The organism is Paenibacillus sp. FSL R5-0623 (assembly GCF_037974265.1).
In the GTDB taxonomy this organism is placed as follows: domain Bacteria; phylum Bacillota; class Bacilli; order Paenibacillales; family Paenibacillaceae; genus Paenibacillus.
In genome coordinates this window covers 127,429-147,173 of record NZ_CP150233.1, presented here as the reverse complement: position 1 = coordinate 147,173, position 19,745 = coordinate 127,429, and the positions used below count along the sequence as shown (strand labels likewise).

At 47.9% G+C, this 19,745-nt stretch carries 13 protein-coding genes, 10 tRNA genes, 3 rRNA genes and 1 other RNA gene; all 27 read right to left on the bottom strand.

The genetic code is table 11. The features are described from left to right. Positions 1-112: 112 nt before the first annotated feature. Positions 113-185: transfer RNA gene (locus MKY92_RS00735), tRNA-Lys, on the bottom strand. A gap of 7 nt (positions 186-192) precedes the next feature. Next, a tRNA-Tyr gene (locus MKY92_RS00730) sits at positions 193-278 on the bottom strand. Between the two features lie 12 nt (positions 279-290). Beyond that, positions 291-363, bottom strand: a tRNA-Phe gene (locus tag MKY92_RS00725). Positions 364-384: 21 nt separating this feature from the next. Then, positions 385-462: transfer RNA gene (locus MKY92_RS00720), tRNA-Asp, on the bottom strand. 9 nt (positions 463-471) lie between these two features. Beyond that, positions 472-547 (bottom strand) — tRNA-Thr (locus tag MKY92_RS00715). A gap of 5 nt (positions 548-552) precedes the next feature. Beyond that, positions 553-628, bottom strand: a tRNA-Val gene (locus MKY92_RS00710). A gap of 9 nt (positions 629-637) precedes the next feature. Continuing rightward, positions 638-714 (bottom strand) — tRNA-Met (locus MKY92_RS00705). 43 nt (positions 715-757) lie between these two features. Then, positions 758-849: transfer RNA gene (locus MKY92_RS00700), tRNA-Ser, on the bottom strand. 81 nt (positions 850-930) lie between these two features. Continuing rightward, positions 931-3,858, bottom strand: a 23S ribosomal RNA gene (locus MKY92_RS00695). A 209-nt stretch (positions 3,859-4,067) separates the two neighbouring features. Beyond that, positions 4,068-4,143, bottom strand: a tRNA-Ala gene (locus tag MKY92_RS00690). Positions 4,144-4,165: 22 nt separating this feature from the next. Further along, positions 4,166-4,242: transfer RNA gene (locus MKY92_RS00685), tRNA-Ile, on the bottom strand. 36 nt (positions 4,243-4,278) lie between these two features. Then, a 5S ribosomal RNA gene (gene rrf / locus MKY92_RS00680) occupies positions 4,279-4,395 on the bottom strand. A gap of 99 nt (positions 4,396-4,494) precedes the next feature. After that, positions 4,495-6,047: ribosomal RNA gene (locus MKY92_RS00675) — 16S ribosomal RNA — on the bottom strand. Together the 16S, 23S and 5S rRNA genes with 10 tRNA genes alongside form the textbook arrangement of a ribosomal RNA operon. Positions 6,048-6,395: 348 nt before the next feature. Then, positions 6,396-6,665: a pro-sigmaK processing inhibitor BofA family protein gene (locus MKY92_RS00670; RefSeq protein WP_339298761.1), complete on the bottom strand. Its 270-nt coding sequence runs from the start codon at positions 6,663-6,665 to the stop codon at positions 6,396-6,398. 32 nt (positions 6,666-6,697) lie between these two features. After that, on the bottom strand, positions 6,698-6,973 hold the full coding sequence (locus tag MKY92_RS00665) for a DUF2508 family protein (protein ID WP_074092951.1): 276 nt from the start codon (positions 6,971-6,973) through the stop codon (positions 6,698-6,700). Between the two features lie 188 nt (positions 6,974-7,161). Beyond that, complete coding sequence (gene recR, locus MKY92_RS00660; protein WP_036607246.1) at positions 7,162-7,761, bottom strand: recombination mediator RecR; 600 nt, start codon at positions 7,759-7,761, stop codon at positions 7,162-7,164. 35 nt (positions 7,762-7,796) lie between these two features. Continuing rightward, the gene (locus MKY92_RS00655; RefSeq protein WP_036607248.1) at positions 7,797-8,108 is read right to left on the bottom strand and encodes a YbaB/EbfC family nucleoid-associated protein; all 312 of its coding nucleotides are present in this window, start codon (positions 8,106-8,108) and stop codon (positions 7,797-7,799) included. A 41-nt stretch (positions 8,109-8,149) separates the two neighbouring features. Further along, positions 8,150-9,895: a DNA polymerase III subunit gamma/tau gene (gene dnaX / locus MKY92_RS00650; RefSeq protein WP_221824830.1), complete on the bottom strand. Its 1,746-nt coding sequence runs from the start codon at positions 9,893-9,895 to the stop codon at positions 8,150-8,152. A 172-nt stretch (positions 9,896-10,067) separates the two neighbouring features. Continuing rightward, positions 10,068-10,335: signal recognition particle sRNA large type (gene ffs, locus MKY92_RS00645), an RNA gene on the bottom strand. A 148-nt stretch (positions 10,336-10,483) separates the two neighbouring features. Then, positions 10,484-10,681, bottom strand: a complete 198-nt coding sequence (gene rpmE, locus MKY92_RS00640; protein ID WP_036607255.1) for a 50S ribosomal protein L31 — start codon at positions 10,679-10,681, stop codon at positions 10,484-10,486. A gap of 102 nt (positions 10,682-10,783) precedes the next feature. After that, entirely contained in the window at positions 10,784-12,058 is a 1,275-nt protein-coding gene (locus MKY92_RS00635) for a radical SAM protein (RefSeq protein ID WP_339298760.1), read from the bottom strand. Positions 12,059-12,155: 97 nt separating this feature from the next. Next, a complete protein-coding gene (gene rho / locus MKY92_RS00630; protein WP_036607258.1) occupies positions 12,156-13,481 on the bottom strand; it encodes a transcription termination factor Rho in 1,326 nt (441 codons plus the stop codon). 463 nt (positions 13,482-13,944) lie between these two features. Further along, the gene (locus tag MKY92_RS00625; protein ID WP_017691290.1) at positions 13,945-15,198 is read right to left on the bottom strand and encodes a UDP-N-acetylglucosamine 1-carboxyvinyltransferase; all 1,254 of its coding nucleotides are present in this window, start codon (positions 15,196-15,198) and stop codon (positions 13,945-13,947) included. Positions 15,199-15,345: 147 nt separating this feature from the next. Beyond that, positions 15,346-16,200 carry a class II fructose-1,6-bisphosphate aldolase gene (gene fba / locus MKY92_RS00620; RefSeq protein ID WP_036607263.1) on the bottom strand — a complete coding sequence of 285 codons (855 nt, stop codon included), beginning with the start codon at positions 16,198-16,200 and terminating at the stop codon, positions 15,346-15,348. A 260-nt stretch (positions 16,201-16,460) separates the two neighbouring features. Then, entirely contained in the window at positions 16,461-16,847 is a 387-nt protein-coding gene (locus MKY92_RS00615; protein WP_017691292.1) for a response regulator, read from the bottom strand. 228 nt (positions 16,848-17,075) lie between these two features. Continuing rightward, the gene (locus MKY92_RS00610) at positions 17,076-18,680 is read right to left on the bottom strand and encodes a CTP synthase (RefSeq protein ID WP_339298759.1); all 1,605 of its coding nucleotides are present in this window, start codon (positions 18,678-18,680) and stop codon (positions 17,076-17,078) included. A 453-nt stretch (positions 18,681-19,133) separates the two neighbouring features. Beyond that, positions 19,134-19,703 carry a DNA-directed RNA polymerase subunit delta gene (rpoE, locus tag MKY92_RS00605; protein WP_047841137.1) on the bottom strand — a complete coding sequence of 190 codons (570 nt, stop codon included), beginning with the start codon at positions 19,701-19,703 and terminating at the stop codon, positions 19,134-19,136. Between the last annotated feature and the right edge of the window lie 42 nt (positions 19,704-19,745).

Genomic DNA, 19,745 nt, shown 5'->3' with positions numbered 1-19,745 from the left:
TATTAGTTTATCATATCTTGCCCAGCATTAATAAATATCCATATTGAGCTATAATCACATAACAAAAAAGAGCGACTAATCAAATTAATGATTAATCACTCTTTTTTAAAGATGAGTCATGAAGGGCTCGAACCTTCGACACCCTGATTAAAAGTCAGGTGCTCTACCAACTGAGCTAATGACTCATAAAACTGGTGGAGGATGATGGATTCGAACCACCGAACCCGTACGGGAGCAGATTTACAGTCTGATGCGTTTGGCCACTTCGCTAATCCTCCAGGGATTAAAGGTGGCTCGGGACGGAATCGAACCGCCGACACGAGGATTTTCAGTCCTCTGCTCTACCGACTGAGCTACCGAGCCATATTTAATTTTTAGGATTAATGGCGGAACCGACGGGATTCGAACCCGCGATCTCCTGCGTGACAGGCAGGCATGTTAGGCCAACTACACCACGGTTCCAGGCATTAATGGTGCCGGCGAGAGGACTTGAACCCCCAACCTACTGATTACAAGTCAGTTGCTCTACCAGTTGAGCTACACCGGCGTATATGGTGGAGGCTGAGGGGATCGAACCCCCGACCCTCTGCTTGTAAGGCAGATGCTCTCCCAGCTGAGCTAAGCCTCCTGGGTAATATGGTAGCGGCGGAGGGGATCGAACCCCCGACCTTACGGGTATGAACCGTACGCTCTAGCCAGCTGAGCTACACCGCCATATTAATTGTGTCTTGATTGCTTGTCCACCTTTAGGTAAAGATGGCGGAGAGAGAGGGATTCGAACCCTCGCACCGCTTACGCAGTCTAACCCCTTAGCAGAGGGTCCCCTTATAGCCACTTGGGTATCTCTCCGAATAACAATCATCAACATCATTCAAGGATTGCTCCCTGAAAACTAGATTCGAAACGAAGCATGCGATTTAGAACTTGCTATTGGATAAGCCCTCGACCGATTAGTACTGGTCAGCTCCATGCATTGCTGCACTTCCACCCCCAGCCTATCTACCTCGTCGTCTTCAAGGGGTCTTACATACTGGGAAATCTCATCTTGAGGGGGGCTTCACGCTTAGATGCTTTCAGCGTTTATCCCGTCCGTACATAGCTACCCAGCGGTGCTCCTGGCGGAACAACTGGTACACCAGCGGTACGTCCATCCCGGTCCTCTCGTACTAAGGACAGCTCCTCTCAAATTTCCTACGCCCACGACAGATAGGGACCGAACTGTCTCACGACGTTCTGAACCCAGCTCGCGTACCGCTTTAATGGGCGAACAGCCCAACCCTTGGGACCTACTTCAGCCCCAGGATGCGATGAGCCGACATCGAGGTGCCAAACCTCCCCGTCGATGTGGACTCTTGGGGGAGATAAGCCTGTTATCCCCAGGGTAGCTTTTATCCGTTGAGCGATGGCCCTTCCATGCGGTACCACCGGATCACTAAGCCCGACTTTCGTCCCTGCTCGACTTGTAGGTCTCGCAGTCAAGCTCCCTTATGCCTTTGCACTCTTCGAATGATTTCCAACCATTCTGAGGGAACCTTTGGGCGCCTCCGTTACTCTTTAGGAGGCGACCGCCCCAGTCAAACTGCCCACCTGACACTGTCCCCGCACCGGATTACGGTACCAGGTTAGAACCTAGATACGATCAGGGTGGTATCCCAACGTTGCCTCCACACAAGCTGGCGCTCATGCTTCAAAGGCTCCCACCTATCCTGTACAGATCGTACCCAAATTCAATATCAAGCTGCAGTAAAGCTCCATGGGGTCTTTCCGTCTTGTCGCGGGTAACCTGCATCTTCACAGGTATTAAAATTTCACCGGATCTCTCGTTGAGACAGCGCCCAAGTCGTTACGCCATTCGTGCGGGTCAGAATTTACCTGACAAGGAATTTCGCTACCTTAGGACCGTTATAGTTACGGCCGCCGTTTACTGGGGCTTCGGTTCACAGCTTCGGGATTACTCCCTAACCACTCCCCTTAACCTTCCAGCACCGGGCAGGCGTCAGCCCGTATACTTCGCCTTACGGCTTCGCACAGACCTGTGTTTTTGCTAAACAGTCGCTTGGGCCTTTTCACTGCGGCCCCCTCGTGCTATTCACACTACCGGGGCACCCCTTCTCCCGAAGTTACGGGGTCATTTTGCCGAGTTCCTTAACGAGAGTTCTTCCGCGCGCCTTAGAATACTCTTCTCGCCTACCTGTGTCGGTTTGCGGTACGGGCACCATCACCTGGCTAGAGGCTTTTCTTGGCAGTGTGAGATCATGACCTTCGCTACTATAATTTTCGCTCCCCATCACAGCTCAGCCTTACAATGTGCGGATTTGCCTACACATCAGCCTCACTGCTTAGACGGACATCCATCAGTCCGCGTCACTACCCTACTGCGTCCCCCCATTGCTCATAACGGCTTACGGTGGTACAGGAATTTCGACCTGTTGTCCTTCGACTACGCCTTTCGGCCTCGCCTTAGGTCCCGACTTACCCTGAGCGGACGAGCCTTCCTCAGGAACCCTTAGGCTTTCGGCGGATCAGATTCTCACTGATCTTTTCGTTACTCATACCGGCATTCTCACTTGTATAATGTCCAGCGCTCCTTACGGTACACCTTCAACCCTTATACAACGCTCCCCTACCCCTGATGCAAAGCATCAAGCCATAGCTTCGGTGGTGTGTTTAGCCCCGTTACATTTTCGGCGCAGAGTCACTCGACCAGTGAGCTATTACGCACTCTTTCAATGGTGGCTGCTTCTAAGCCAACATCCTGGTTGTCTGTGCAACTCCACATCCTTTCCCACTTAACACACACTTGGGGACCTTAGCTGATGGTCTGGGCTGTTTCCCTTTTGACAATGGATCTTAGCACTCACTGTCTGACTCCCGGAAGTAAGTCTATGGCATTCGGAGTTTGACTGAGCTTGGTAACCCTTGCGGGCCCCGCACCCAATCAGTGCTCTACCTCCACGACTCTGTTTTCCGAGGCTAGCCCTAAAGCTATTTCGGGGAGAACCAGCTATCTCCGAGTTCGATTGGAATTTCTCCGCTACCCCCACCTCATCCCCGCATTTTTCAACATGCGTGGGTTCGGGCCTCCAGTGCGTGTTACCGCACCTTCACCCTGGACAGGGGTAGATCACCCGGTTTCGGGTCTACGTCCACGTACTACATCGCCCTATTCAGACTCGCTTTCGCTGCGGCTCCGGCTCTTCACCTTAACCTTGCACGGGAACGTAACTCGCCGGTTCATTCTACAAAAGGCACGCCATCACCCCTAAAACGGGCTCTGACTTTTTGTAAGCACACGGTTTCAGGTTCTATTTCACTCCCCTTCCGGGGTGCTTTTCACCTTTCCCTCACGGTACTGCTTCACTATCGGTCGCTAGGAAGTATTTAGCCTTGGCAGATGGTCCTGCCGGATTCATACGGGGTTTCACGTGCCCCGCACTACTCGGGATCCGTCTCGGAGGGAACAGACTTTCAACTACAGGGCTTTTACCTTCTTTGGCGGGCCTTTCCAGACCTCTTCGCTTAACCGGTTCCTTTGTAACTCCATGTGAGACGTCCCACAACCCCAAAGAGCAAGCTCTCTGGTTTGGGCTTCTCCGCGTTCGCTCGCCGCTACTGACGGAATCACTATTGTTTTCTCTTCCTCAGGGTACTTAGATGTTTCAGTTCCCCTGGTATGCCTCTACATAACCTATGTATTCAGTTATGAGTAACTGGAAATTACCCCAGCTGGGTTTCCCCATTCGGACACCCCCGGATCAAAGCTTGCTTACAGCTCCCCGAGGCAGTTTCGTTGTTCGCCACGTCCTTCATCGGCTCCTAGCGCCTAGGCATCCTCCGTGTGCTCTTAGTAGCTTAACCATTTTGTTCCGGTTTCGGTCGCTCGCTTCCCTTGTTTTGCTTGCGCAAAGCCAAAAGTCGCTCTCACCCGATACCATCACAAAAGCAATTTAACTACCTTTATACACTTGACTTGTTTGCACAAGTTCAGCTAAAAAGGAATGTTCTAATTCGCGTTTGTTTCGTTTCGATATCTAGTTTTCAAAGAACAAGCTTATAAAACATTTTTTTGGTGGAGCCAAGCGGGATCGAACCGCTGACCTCCTGCTTGCAAGGCAGGCGCTCTCCCAGCTGAGCTATGGCCCCATATAAAGTTTAAAGGTATAGATGGTGGGCCCTGGTGGACTCGAACCACCGGCCTCACCCTTATCAGAGGTGCGCTCTAACCAACTGAGCTAAGGGCCCACATTACATATACTATTTGAACCCAAAATGGGTTACGCTTGGCGGCGTTCTACTCTCCCAGGACCCTGCGGTCCAAGTACCATTGACGCTGAAGGGCTTAACGGTCGTGTTCGGGATGGGAACGTGTGGAACCCCTTCGCTATCGCCACCAAACGTTTGAGAGTTTGAGCTCTCAAAACTGAGCAACGAGTGAGTGTTTTGCAGCTAAGCTGCATATTTGAATGTTTCCACTCGGGAAACGATTCTCCATAGAAAGGAGGTGATCCAGCCGCACCTTCCGATACGGCTACCTTGTTACGACTTCACCCCAATCATCTATCCCACCTTCGGCGGCTGGCTCCTTGCGGTTACCCCACCGACTTCGGGTGTTATAAACTCTCGTGGTGTGACGGGCGGTGTGTACAAGACCCGGGAACGTATTCACCGCGGCATGCTGATCCGCGATTACTAGCAATTCCGACTTCATGCAGGCGAGTTGCAGCCTGCAATCCGAACTGAGACCGGCTTTGTTGGGATTGGCTCCATCTCGCGATTTCGCAGCCCGTTGTACCGGCCATTGTAGTACGTGTGTAGCCCAGGTCATAAGGGGCATGATGATTTGACGTCATCCCCACCTTCCTCCGGTTTGTCACCGGCAGTCTATCTAGAGTGCCCACCCGAAGTGCTGGCAACTAAATATAAGGGTTGCGCTCGTTGCGGGACTTAACCCAACATCTCACGACACGAGCTGACGACAACCATGCACCACCTGTCTCCTCTGTCCCGAAGGAAAGGTACATCTCTGTACCGGTCAGAGGGATGTCAAGACCTGGTAAGGTTCTTCGCGTTGCTTCGAATTAAACCACATACTCCACTGCTTGTGCGGGTCCCCGTCAATTCCTTTGAGTTTCAGTCTTGCGACCGTACTCCCCAGGCGGAGTGCTTAATGTGTTAACTTCGGCACCAAGGGTATCGAAACCCCTAACACCTAGCACTCATCGTTTACGGCGTGGACTACCAGGGTATCTAATCCTGTTTGCTCCCCACGCTTTCGCGCCTCAGCGTCAGTTACAGCCCAGAGAGTCGCCTTCGCCACTGGTGTTCCTCCACATATCTACGCATTTCACCGCTACACGTGGAATTCCACTCTCCTCTTCTGCACTCAAGTCACCCAGTTTCCAGTGCGATCCGGGGTTGAGCCCCGGGATTAAACACCAGACTTAAATGACCGCCTGCGCGCGCTTTACGCCCAATAATTCCGGACAACGCTTGCCCCCTACGTATTACCGCGGCTGCTGGCACGTAGTTAGCCGGGGCTTTCTTCTCAGGTACCGTCACCTTGAGAGCAGTTACTCTCCCAAGCGTTCTTCCCTGGCAACAGAGCTTTACGATCCGAAAACCTTCATCACTCACGCGGCATTGCTCCGTCAGGCTTTCGCCCATTGCGGAAGATTCCCTACTGCTGCCTCCCGTAGGAGTCTGGGCCGTGTCTCAGTCCCAGTGTGGCCGATCACCCTCTCAGGTCGGCTACGCATCGTCGCCTTGGTGAGCCGTTACCCCACCAACTAGCTAATGCGCCGCAGGCCCATCCCCAAGTGACAGATTGCTCCGTCTTTCCAGTTTCCTTCAGGCGAAGAAAACAATTATTCGGTATTAGCTACCGTTTCCGGTAGTTGTCCCAAACTTGAGGGCAGGTTGCCTACGTGTTACTCACCCGTCCGCCGCTAACCATCAGAGAAGCAAGCTTCTCTTCAAGTCCGCTCGACTTGCATGTATTAGGCATGCCGCCAGCGTTCGTCCTGAGCCAGGATCAAACTCTCCAATAAAGTATTGAAAAGAGCGATAAGCTCATTTTGAATCTGACGAGATTAAAAATCTCATTTGTGCTCCAGTCGATTCAAGCCAAGGCTTGTTTCAAACTTTCGCGTTCATTCTGCAAGCAGAATGTTTACTCACTCGTTGTTCAGTTTTCAAAGATCAAACTCGTTTTTTTGTCACCATTTTCTCTCAGCGGCGACTTTTATAATATATCATACTTCGTTTGTTTTGGTCAAGTGTTTTTTTGAAATTATTTTTCGAAGTTCGCAATGAACTCCTTCATTTCATCTAAAGCATCTAACCAAGCAAGCAAAGCAACGAGATATAATGTACCATATAAATATCCTGCGAGTCAACTATCCGAACAAAGAAATTTTCAACCCTAATAATAGCCCCACACCTGGCAATCCCAAAACAGTTACAGTCCCTATCGTCGCAGGGTTCAGCGGGATGTAGGTTCCTGTAATCCAGCCGGAATAATTCACGATATATATCCCTACTGCAGCCAGCACCAGGTGAATTCCGAATGATGTGAAAAACGATAACCCTATCCGCTTTCTGAATAAAACAACGATAAGCCCCAGTAATGATATAATCAACACACTTCCAAGTATGATACTCTTCATATGTTACACCTCCGTGTTTAATGTAAACGTGACTACATACTAATCCCTCGCTGTGATGTAACATCATCATTAGCTCTGGCTCGCTTCGCTCTTCTCAAGTGGATCTGGTATTTCCGCTCAGCTGCCTCCAATACATAAATGGCATAATCAATCTCATCCTGCCCCTGCGCATCTTCAAACTGTCTCATAGCCCGTTCCCATTCCTGCTTAGCCATCTGAATATCTGCATAGATCTGATCCGCCTCAAGTTCCTTCAACATTCTGTTGTGTTTCTCTACCGAGTTCCGTGTATTTCTCCACAAAAACATAAACTCTCCCCCTCCTGATCAGCACAGCATATTCTCATACTTATCAGAGAAAGGACAAACTTAGAACTCGGACATTCATTTTCTTCATAAAAAAAAAAAGAGAGCCCTAAGGCTCTCTTTGCACATCGAAACTTATTTAACATCCGTAGTTTCCAAGGAAGTCCGCTGCGTAATACAAATCGATCACACTAACGCATCTCCCTGCGCCCTTCCAACGCTTTGGAAAGGGTCACTTCATCCGCATACTCAAGATCACCGCCTACAGGCAATCCATGCGCAATCCGGGTCACACTGATCTCAAACGGACGCACCAAGCGGGAGATATACATCGCTGTAGCCTCACCCTCAATGTTGGGGTTCGTTGCCAAGATGATCTCTTTTATGCGTTCATCACTTAATCGAACTAGGAGTTCCTTCAAACGAATATCGTCTGGGCCAATCCCCTCCATAGGTGAAATCGCGCCCTGTAACACATGATAGTACCCATCGAATTCCTTGGTGCGCTCCATGGCCACCAGATCTTTCGAATCCTGAACTACACAGATTACAGAGACATCCCTGGACTTATCCTGACAGATGCGACACGGGTCCGTATCAGTGATATTACAACATACAGAACAGTAATGAAGATTACGCTTCACACTTACGAGTGCTTTGGCAAAATCGATAACGTCATCTTCCTTCATGTTAAGCACATGAAAAGCTAAACGCGCTGCCGTCTTGGGACCCACACCCGGCAACCGGGTGAAGGCATCAATCAGCTTGGCTATCGGTTCGGGATAATACAATCGATTATGTCTCCTTTGACAGGATCAATTTTTAATTAAAATAATCCCGGAATATTCATGCCGCCTGTAAACTTGCCCATATCCTTGTTGGCAATCTCATCGGCTTTGGCCATTGCATCATTAACAGCTGTCATAACGAGATCCTGCAACATTTCAACATCTTCCGGATCTACCGCTTCAGGTTTGATCGTGATAGCAAGCAATTTCTTATGTCCGTTAACTTCAGCCGTCACTACACCGCCACCAGAAGTACCTTGGACTGTTTTGTCCGCCAGTTCCTCTTGCGCTTTCAGCATTTGCTCCTGCATTTTCTTCACTTGTTTCATCATTTGGTTCATGTTGTTCATAATTGTTCATCTCCTTTGTTATGGTTATCGCGCTATGCGCATTATTCTTTGATCACTACAAGGTCCTCACCAAAGAGCTGGATGGCTTCATCAATCCAAGGCTGTTTGTTGCCTGAACCGCCGTCTTCATGCTCAGGTTCAAGCTTAAAGTCCTCCTTTGGCGCTTCAGAAGCTCCCTCCATTGCTCCGGTCCAATCTTTTAGCATCATCGTCACCAATCGTGCAGGACGCCCAAGCTGTTCGGACAACACTCGCTCAATGACTTCGCGGTTAGCCTGCTTCTCCGTTGTTTCACGGTGAATGTTGTTTTTAAAAGCAACCAACACATTGTCTTCAAGCAATGATACCGGCTCACCATCCACAAACCAGGCGTGAACGGTAACCCTCTCTTCCTTCACTCGTTGCAGGATCTGACTCCATTTTTTGCTGATCTCTGCGAACTCAGGGGCTCCCTTGCGTGCAACATACTGATCCAACTGTGCAGGAAGCTTCGCAGGCGAATTGCCTCTCGATACCGGCGCTCTTGTTGCCGGGCGAGATGGAGCACTCGATGAACCTTCTCCACCAGACAAACCACTTTTCAGTGCACGATCCAACTTCTTCTCCAACTCAGCAAGCTGCTGCTTCAAGCGGTTGATCTCTCCCCCATCAGCAGGTGCTGCATGAGCTGAAGCTCCCACCTGAACAGAAGCCTCACCTTGAGCTGGAATACTACACAGTTTAAGCAATGCAACTTCAAATAATGTCTGTGGTTGTACTGCATATTTCATTTCACTCTGGTACCTATTAAGGGTGTCAATCATGTGGAACAGTTGTTCCTTGGTGAATGACTCCGCCATATCACGGAAAGACTCCGGATTAAGTACCCGGTCCGTCAGTTTGTCTGCATCAGGTACCATCTTAATCATAAGCAAATCACGGAAATAATACAGTAAATTCTCCATGCACTTGTCTGCACTCTTTCCTTCATGCATGAAACCTTCAATCATCTGCAAAATATGACCAACATCACCTTTGAGCAGCGAAGCAGCCAGTTTGGCAAATTGCTCTGAAGCAATTCCACCCGTCATGTCCATAACCTGCTGGTACGTTACTCGTCCATCCGTAAATGAAGAGATCTGATCCAGCACACTAAGTGCATCCCTCATTCCACCGTCCGATAAACGGGCAATGTATTGGAGCGCATCCTGGTCAGCTTCCATGCCTTCCTGTTCACAGATCAGTGTAAGTCTCGCTGTCTGTTCTTCCAGGGATACCCGGCGAAAATCAAATCGCTGACAGCGCGATATAATGGTAGCCGGAAGGCGGTGCGGTTCCGTTGTTGCCAAAATAAACATCACATGTGGTGGTGGCTCTTCCAATGTTTTGAGCAAAGCATTGAATGCCTCCGTTGTCAGCATGTGCACTTCATCAATAATATAGACTTTCTGCCGGACCTCGGTTGGCGCATATTTAACCTTTTCCCGAAGATCACGGATTTCCTCAACGCCCCGATTGGATGCAGCATCAATCTCCTGCACATCCATCACAGCGCCAGTCGTAATTCTGCGGCAAGCTTCACACTCGTTACAAGGTTCAGGCGCAGGCCCACGTTCGCAGTTCACAGCTTTGGCCAAAATCTTGGCGGCACTTGTCTTTCCCGTTCCTCTGGGCCCGCTAAATAAGTAGGCATGGGAAGTCCGCTGTTCACGAATCGCGTTCTGCAAGGTCTGAATAATATGCTGTTGCCCCACCATATCTTGAAACGACTGGGGACGCCAAGCCCGGTATAACGCGATATGCTCCATGATGCGTTACCTTCCTTCCACTTCGCATTCGAGTCCTTTGTCGTTCCCCTATTATACTATATTCTAGGGTGAATCCAAACTTTATCTGACTCATTCATGCGGTTTATTAAGACATATCAAAAAGACCTCTGCATACATACTACTGCAAAGGTCTCTACATTTAAATGGTAAGCCGTGCACCTGCTATCGATATTTGCGATCCAAGTGGCACCCCTGAACAATAGCTCGGGCTAGGCAACCCTCCGGCACAAGAGTGATCTCACTTATGGCTGCTTCCTTCCGGACCTGACCAGGTTCATGAGTACTCATTGCGGAGGACCCAACCGTCAACACCACGTTTAGGGACCAAACCTCACATCGGCAAAACCTCTAGCAGGAATTCAACCTCGCTATAGCGGATTGCGAGTTACAGGGCACCGCTACCTCCCCATCTAGCACGGTAAGAAATAGTATAACGTAAGGTTATCCAAATTGCAACCAGAGGAACTCGTAAGCAACCATGCTTACCTATAAAATATATAAAAACCCCTGCCAGATCAGCAGGGGTGTGTTGGATGCAATTAGCAGACAACTCCAAGAATTGTCCAATTAGATTCCGTATTTCTTCTTGAAACGATCAACACGGCCGCCAGCATCGATAAACTTCTGTTTACCTGTGAAGAACGGGTGGCACGCGGAGCAAATCTCTACACGAAGTCCGTCTTTAACCGAACCTGTCTCAAAAGTATTCCCGCAAGCGCAAGATACTTGACCAATCGTGTAATTAGGATGAATTGCTTCTTTCATTACCTTTCACCTCTTTCCGCCCTGAGCCTCAAGCGGACCCAGAGTAAATGGCACAACTCTGAGATTATAACACGGCCTTGTGCCTGTTGCAATCCATTATTGTTATGAGGTAATCAACCGTTTTGGACGTGCCATTCCAGCGGGTGGAACATGGGTATACGATCCGATCACAACATCAGGCAGCTCGTCTTCGAAAATCTCAATCATCTGCTTCATGCCCAAAATATCACCTTGAGCAGGAGGAATTAATTCCAGATAGCTCTCTGGATCAATATTGAGATTACGCATCTGAATCAAGCGTAGATCGGTTCTTCTCGCAAACTCAATCATCGCCTCAATCTCTTCTTCACGATCTGTTACGCCTGGGAAGATCAGGTAGTTAATGGACGTGTATACACCCTGCTGCGCTGCATATTTCATCGATTTCTCAACATTGGCTAAGGTATAACCACGCGGTTTATAGTAGGCGTTATAGTGGTCATCCAGTGCGCTAATTGTACTTACGCGCATCAGATCCAACCCAGCATCTACAATACCTCTAATGTGATCGTTCAGTCCGGCATTGGTATTAATGTTGATATACCCCATGTCCGTTACGGAACGCACTTCGCGAATCGCTTCAATAATCAGCTTGGCCTGCGTGGAAGGCTCCCCTTCACAACCTTGTCCAAAGCTAATGATGGACTCCGGCGTCTTCAGGTGTTCCAGCATAACCTCCACAATCTCATCCACACGTGGTCGGAAGTTCATACGTGTCTGCGGGGAAACAAAGCCGCTATCATCCGGTTGCTCGGAGATACACCCGAAACAGCCCGCATTGCATGAATAGGATACCGGCACTCCACCTTCCCAACGATTCAGGAACGTGTTCGATGAAGTTAGGCATTCATAACCAAGCGCACAATTGGATAGATGGGTAAAAAGACGGTTCTCGGGATATTGCTCCGTCAACCGTTTAACTCCGGAACGCACATCGTCACGATCACAGTTCAGAGGATTCCATTGGTCAGGACTATCCGACTTCGCAGCCGTGACATAGAAACCGCCATCTTTCCAAACCACTGCGGAATAGCCGAATAACGGCAATTTATACTCTTTATCCGTCTTCACATAACCAGGGAGACACAAACGAGTGAATCCCTGTGGAAGCAACGCACCTACAGCCTGTGTGTCCGTTGGCATTGGCAACATCTCACCTGTGTCCGGGTCCATACCAATGGGCCGGGTACTCGGAAGTCCAACCAGCGTTGCACCCTCTGGCAAAGGGATGAGTTCGTCTTCCATAATCTCAACGATCATATCTCCACTGCGGGCAAGCCCGTACAGGGAAGGATGATCAAATACATTACCTTTTTCATCTGCGTATACTAAATACATGATGTTCTCCTCACATCTAATGGGTTAAACCTAACGACGAGTATATTGTAACATTCACAGCAATGCTGCAAAAAGAAAGTGATTAGTCGAACGACACTTACGTCGATGTACCTGACGTTGCTGTCTGTCTAGGTGAGCGACGGGTTGTGGTTGTCCCCGAATTGCTTGTTGGGCTATTACCCGCCGAATCAAATGCCGCCAAAAACTCTGCATTTGTCTTGCTGTTACGAAGTTTTTTCAGGAATCCTTCAACAAAGTCATGGGAATCATTCATGTTTTTACGAATCGCCCAGATTGTATCCAACTCTTCCTTGCTAAGCAACACTTCTTCACGACGTGTACCGGAACGACGAATGTCGATTGCCGGGAATATGCGGCGCTCTGCCAAACGACGGTCCAGATGAAGCTCCATATTACCTGTACCCTTAAATTCTTCATAAATGACGTCATCCATACGTGATCCGGTATCAATTAAGGCAGTTGCCAGAATAGTCAGGCTTCCACCTTCTTCCACGTTCCGTGCAGAACCGAAGAAACGTTTCGGACGATGGAATGCAGCTGGATCAATACCACCACTAAGTGTACGACCAGATGGTGGAATAACCAGATTATATGCACGGGCAAGACGTGTAATGCTATCCAGCAGGATAACAACATCCTTTTTGGCCTCAACCAGACGAAGCGCACGTTCAAGCACCAATTCCGCCACCTTAATATGATTCTCAGGCAGCTCATCAAATGTTGAAGCCACAACTTCCCCTTTTACCGAACGCGACATATCCGTTACTTCCTCTGGACGTTCGTCAATCAACAGGACAAACAGTTCAATTTCTGGATTGTTAGTTGAGATGCTGTTGGCAATTTCTTTGAGGAGAAGCGTTTTACCCGCTTTGGGAGGTGCTACGATCAATCCGCGCTGTCCCAATCCTACCGGGGCAAGCACATCCATAATGCGTGTGGACAAATGGTTGGGGGATGTTTCGAGAACCAGTTTTTTCTGCGGATACAGTGGAGTTAGTGCCGGGAAGTGAAGTCGCTCTGCAGCCGCCGATGGATTCTCACCATTTACAGCGTTGACTTGCAACAAACCGAAGTATCTCTCATTTTCCTTAGGCGTTCTACACTTACCTGATACGAGGTCACCTGTTCTGAGGTCAAACTTGCGAATCTGAGAAGCTGAGATGTAGATGTCTTCTGTACTTGGCAAGTAGTTGATAGGTCTTAAGAATCCGTAACCTTCAGGTAAAATCTCGAGTACGCCTTGCATGAACATCAGGCCACTTTGTTCAGCTTGTGCACGTAGTATAGCAAAGATTAATTCTTTCTTTTTTAACGTACCATAGTAAGGTATCTGATATTTTTTGGCCAGTTTGTAGAGGTCCGTTAGTTTCATTTCTTCCAAATCGGAAATTTGTAGATCCATATAATAACCACCTATTCAATTAATAAGTCCGTGTGAAATGGATAGTTTCGCTAGATGTTCCGGCTATAGAGAGCGGCGTCTGCCACAATCCCTTCTGTCCATTGTACGGAATGTAACCGTTATAATGCAAATACTTGTCTTTGAGTGTAAGTTTCCGGGTGGGATGGCCAACATTCGGCAGATCCGCTATTGAGTGAACGATGCATTGAGGCGATCAATCCGGATAGACCGGCTGTGGAGCGCAGTTCAAACAAAACCGGGGGTTGGGGATGAGAAATGATGTTCTTACAGCCATATGAAGTTTAATTCAAAAAAAGACCCTCCGGTAAAGGAAACAGAAACATTTCGTCTTATGCCGGAGAGACTGAGAACTCTATTAAAACAGGTTTACCCAATCAACAAAAAGATATGCAGTTCAGTTAAAAAAACATGTGTAGGATCGAATTATGCATATTGCTTCCTATTAATCAGTTTCCCGCCATACATCTGCACCGAGCAGGCGCAGATTAGTCACCAGATGATCATAACCGCGGTCGATATATTCGACCCCCGTTACTTCAGTCACACCTTCACTGACAGTGAGACCTGCAATTACCAGCGCTGCCCCAGCGCGAAGATCGGATGCTTTTACTTTGGCTGCGTTTAATGCACTGCCTTCAATAATCGCTGACCGTCCTTCTACCCGAATCTTAGCGCCCATCCGCACCAGCTCTGGCACGTGCTTGAAACGATTACTGTATACAAAGTCGCTCAGGACACTCACACCGGTTGCCTGTGTTAAAACACTGGTCATGGGTGACTGTAGATCCGTTGGAAAACCAGGATATACAAGTGCCTTCACGTCAACGTGGTTATAGCTTGGTTTACCAATGACACGTATACTTTCATCCAATTCCTCAATGCCAACACCCATTTCCAGCAGCTTTGCCGTTAAAGCTTCCAGATGTTTGGGAATCACATTGTCAATCAGAACATCTCCGCGCGTCGCCGCTGCAGCGATCATATACGTACCTGCTTGGATACGGTCCGGAATGATGGAATGACGGCAGCCTTTAAGCTCCGAGACCCCTTCAATACGGATCGTTTCGGTACCTGCACCCTTGATGCTGGCACCCATGGAATTCAGAAGTGTTGCTACATCTATAATCTCAGGCTCTTTAGCCGCGTTTTCGATAATTGTAGAGCCTTTGGCACGAGTAGCCGCCAGCATGATATTAATGGTTGCGCCGACACTGCTTACATCAAGATAGATTTTTGCTCCGCGCAGCTCTTTGGCATGCAAATGAATGGAGCCATGTTCGTTTGTTACGGTTGCGCCAAGCGCTTCAAAACCTTTGATATGTTGATCAATTGGACGAGGCTCAAAATTACAGCCCCCTGGTAAACCTATGGTCGCTTCTTTGAAACGCCCTAGCAATGCACCCATCATATAATACGAAGCGCGAAGCTTCTTCACAGGACCATTCGGCATAGGAATGGATTTGATGTCAGAAGGGTCAATCTTCATCTGACTGCCTTCCCAAGTCACACGTGCTCCGAGTTCCTCCAAAATTTCTGCATAAACCGCCACGTCACTCAAAAGCGGCAGGTTGTCCAACACGACTTCTGACTCGGCAAGCAATGCTGCAGGAATAAGCGCAATGGCGCTGTTCTTGGCGCCGCTTATAGTTACAGTTCCCTGTAACGGACGTCCGCCACTAATCATCAATTTTTCCATAAAGCTTAATGTCCCCCTACGTGTTTTGCAGCCGATGAACGGCAATACGTGCTGTTGGCTTCCGATGTAGAAATAAGGTGTGAAAATGGAAAGACACCGGCTAGGCGGTGTTTTTCCATTTCACAGTATGGAACTGGTAAAGATAAATTACGCTTTGTTGTTAGAACCAAACTCGCGGATTTTACCTTTAACGGTTTCTTTGATTGCTTCACGGCCTGGTACGATGAATGTACGTGGATCGTAAGCATCTGGTTTAGCTGCAAGCACTTCACGAACCACTCTTGCAAAAGCAATTTGGTTCTCTGTGTTTACGTTGATTTTGGATGTACCCAGGGAAATGGCTTTGTCGATGTCGTGTTTAGGAATACCTGTACCACCGTGCAATACGAGTGGAACTTGTACCGCGTCACGAACTTCTTCCATTTCTTTGAAGCCCAGGTTAGGCTCGCCATGGTAAGGACCGTGTACGGAACCAAGAGCTGGTGCCAATGTATCAATACCTGTTTCTTTAACGATACGGATACACTCGTTCAGGTCAGCGTACATGATGCCGCCGATAACGTCGTCTTCTTGTCCGCCTACAGTACCTACTTCAGCTTCTACAGAAACGCCTTTAGCATGTGCATATTCAACAACTTTTTTAGTCATTTCGATGTTCTCATCGATAGAGTGGTGGGAACCGTCGATCATAACGGATGTGAATCCAGCATCGATCGCTTCTTTACACTTGTCGAAGCTTGAACCGTGGTCCAGGTGAATTGCAACTGGAACGGTGATTTTCATGTCGTGAATGAGTCCTTCTACCATTTTAACTACAGTGTAGAAGCCACCAATGTGACGTGCTGCGCCTTCGGATACACCCAAGATTACTGGGGATTTCTCTTCTTCAGCAGCACCAAGAATCGCTTGAGTCCACTCAAGGTTATTGATGTTGTATTGACCAACTGCATATTTTCCTTCAAGTGCTTTGTTCAACATGTCTGTCATAGATACTAATGGCATGGTTTCAATCCTCCTAGGGGTTTGGGTTGTGTCTATGGTTTTTAGCCGAAATCACATACGGGCTTATTATACCACATCCCATGTCAAATACTAAACAAGCATTTGCAAAAATGCTGTGCTTTGCAGCACAGTTTTCATAGACACCGCTTTATAACTTCCCCATTTCCAATATTCCCCGGATGAAGGAGTGAAATACCCCATTCTCCCACCAAGCACCTTCTATGTTCCCCACACGCAAAAAAATCCTGTATCAACAGGATTCAGCTGCATTTATTGGCAGTACCATTGCGAAGTTGCATATTCACAGCCACTCGCATCTCGTCGATATCAAACGGTTTCGTAAAGTGCATGAGCGCTCCGAGATCCGTTGCTTCCTTAATCATGTCCAGTTCACCATAAGCGGTCATCATGATCACCTTGATACCCGGATCAATTTCTTTAATATGCTTCAGGATTTCAAGACCGTCCATCCCAGGAATCTTCATATCGAGCAATACCAGGTCAGGCTTGTCATTATTCACAATCTCCAGAGCAACCTTGCCGTTGGGTGCTTGAAACGTGTTATACCCCTCACTGCTGAACACTTCCATTAACAGGATTCGAATACCATTCTGGTCATCAACAATCAAAACTTTTTTATCTTCCACTCTGTAACCTCCTAGAATTAGGAAAGCATGCACATCATCGAATCTGGATAACTATCCCATAGTCGTCATGATAAGTATTCTACCTCTTCCATTAAAATCCTGCTACCTTCACAAAATGACAAAAAGCATTTTCACCTGCTCTTTATGCAAAAAAAGGGATGTTCAGGCAGCCGCTATGGTTGCCAGGAACATCCCCAATATCTATTACGTTAACACTAAAACCATGTATTACTTCTGCGCATTCTCCAGAGAAGCTTTTACAAACTCACGGAACAATGGTTGCGGACGGTTTGGACGGGAAGTGAATTCCGGATGGAATTGTACCGCCAGGAACCATGGGTGTCCTGGAAGTTCGACGATCTCAACCAGGCGTCCATCCGGAGATGTACCCGAGATAACCAGTCCTGCTTTTTCGATCGTTTCACGGTATTCATTGTTGAACTCATACCGGTGACGGTGTCTCTCATACACCAGTTCGTCATCATAACAAGCCATCGCCAAAGAACCTTCCTGAAGCTTACAAGGATACAGACCCAGACGCATCGTTCCACCCAGATTCTCGATATCTTTTTGCTCAGGCAACAGATCGATCACCGGGAATTCCGTAGCCGGATTAATCTCGGAACTGTTCGCGCCATTCAAACCAACGATGGAACGTGCATATTCAATAACGGAAACCTGCATACCCAGGCAAATCCCGAAGAACGGAATTTGTTTCTCACGAGCATAACGGATTGCCGATACTTTACCTTCAATACCACGATCTCCGAATCCGCCAGGAACAAGGATACCGCCAACACCATGTAACAGGTCGCCTACATTCTCATCCGTAATATCTTCAGAAGGAACCCAGCGGATTTTCACATCAGCATTGGATGCAAATCCCGCATGAGACAACGACTCAACAACACTCAGGTATGCATCATGCAACGCTACATATTTACCAACAATAGCGATCTCAACTGTATGCTCCAACTTGTTGATCCGGTCAACCAGCCCTTCCCACTCGCTCATATCCGGTGCAGGAGTAGTCAGTTTCAGGTGATTTACCACGATCTCATCCAAACCTTCTTCACGCAGGTTCAGAGGTACTTGATACAACGTGTCTGCATCACGACATTCAACCACGGCATTCTCATCAATGTCGCAGAAGAGAGCGATCTTGGCCTTCATGTCTTTAGACAATTCATACTCTGTACGGCATACAATCACATTTGGTTGAATACCGATGCTGCGTAATTCCTTAACACTATGTTGCGTTGGTTTTGTTTTCACTTCACCAGCTGCTTTGATATAAGGAATAAGTGTTACGTGGATATACATCACATTGTCGCGACCTACATCACTCTTGATCTGACGGATAGCTTCCAGAAAAGGCAAACTCTCAATGTCGCCCACTGTTCCGCCAATTTCCGTAATAACCACATCCGAACCCGCTTCACGTCCAGCGCGGAATACACGCTCTTTGATCTCGTTCGTAATGTGTGGAATAACTTGTACCGTTCCGCCCAGATATTCCCCGCGCCGCTCTTTGCTGATGACGGAAGAGTATACTTTACCAGTCGTGACGTTGCTGTTTTTGGAGAGATTGATATCAATAAAACGTTCATAGTGGCCAAGGTCCAGATCCGTTTCCGCGCCATCATCCGTTACAAAAACCTCGCCATGCTGATAAGGGCTCATTGTCCCTGGGTCGATGTTAATATATGGATCAAATTTCTGGATCGTTACCTTAAGCCCTCTGTTTTTCAGCAATCTGCCCAGAGAAGCAGCCGTAATCCCTTTGCCCAGGGAGGACACAACTCCGCCCGTCACGAAAATATACTTTGTCACTGTTATTACCCTCCTAATATAAGTACAGAAATTCAGGCGATATATGGTGTTATCGTAACCTGTTTCCCAGGTAATCATCGTTAAAAAGAGCAATGGCAGAAATTCCCTGCATCTGCGAACTGCTCTTTCTGCGAAGACGGTTTAAATAAACATTGTTTTACAGCAAAAAATGGTGCAAACATTCCGGTAGCCTTCATTCCATTTCGTGTTTTTGATATACAAAAACGGGCCACGAAATGTTGGCCGGGAGCATGTGGAATTGAAAACATTTTGCAAAATTATGCCTCTAAAAATACAAAAAAAAGTACTCCCGCAGGACGGGGCACCTTCTATAAAAAACATAAATATATTGTCGCTCATTCATAAGCCCATGCAATAGTTTACCCGTTACCCCGTCTGCTGTCAAGGCTGACTATTCCGGGGAAACGGGTAAATTATAGACGTCAAAAATGACTACCGATTATCAGAATCGTCGTCAAATTCATCCTCGTTTTCGGACTCTTCTTCGTCTTCTTCGAGGTCTTCATCTTCCAGATCGTCATCTTCAACCAGCACTTCTTCTTCGCTGTCTTCTTCGTCAAAGATGTCGTCTTCTTCTTCCTCTTCTTCGTCTTCTTCTTCGTCTTTATCCGTGCTGTCGAAGCCTTCATCGCTGCTATAGCTGTCTTCTTCTTCACCGAAGTCTTCATCTTCCAGATCATCGTCTTCATCGTTGATGATACGCGGACGCTTCGCACCCGTCATGGAATCTTCTGTTCCAGCTACCGGATACCAGCGCTTTAAGCCCCACAGGCTTGTACCGACGCAAGCAAAACGGCCATCGATATTAATCTCGGTATATAGCTGGGCGATAAACTCGTTGATTTCTTCATCAGTCATTCCGCGCTGCTTCGCTACCTCATTCATTAAGTCACGATAGTAATACGGCGTATTAGCCGCTTTCAGCACCATAAAGGCAAGGTCCACCAAAGGGATCTCTTTTACCTTCTCTTTATCAATTTTCAAATTGAGCGAGGTACTCACTGCAGACACTTCCTCTCACACAAAATTCACTTTTTAACCCCT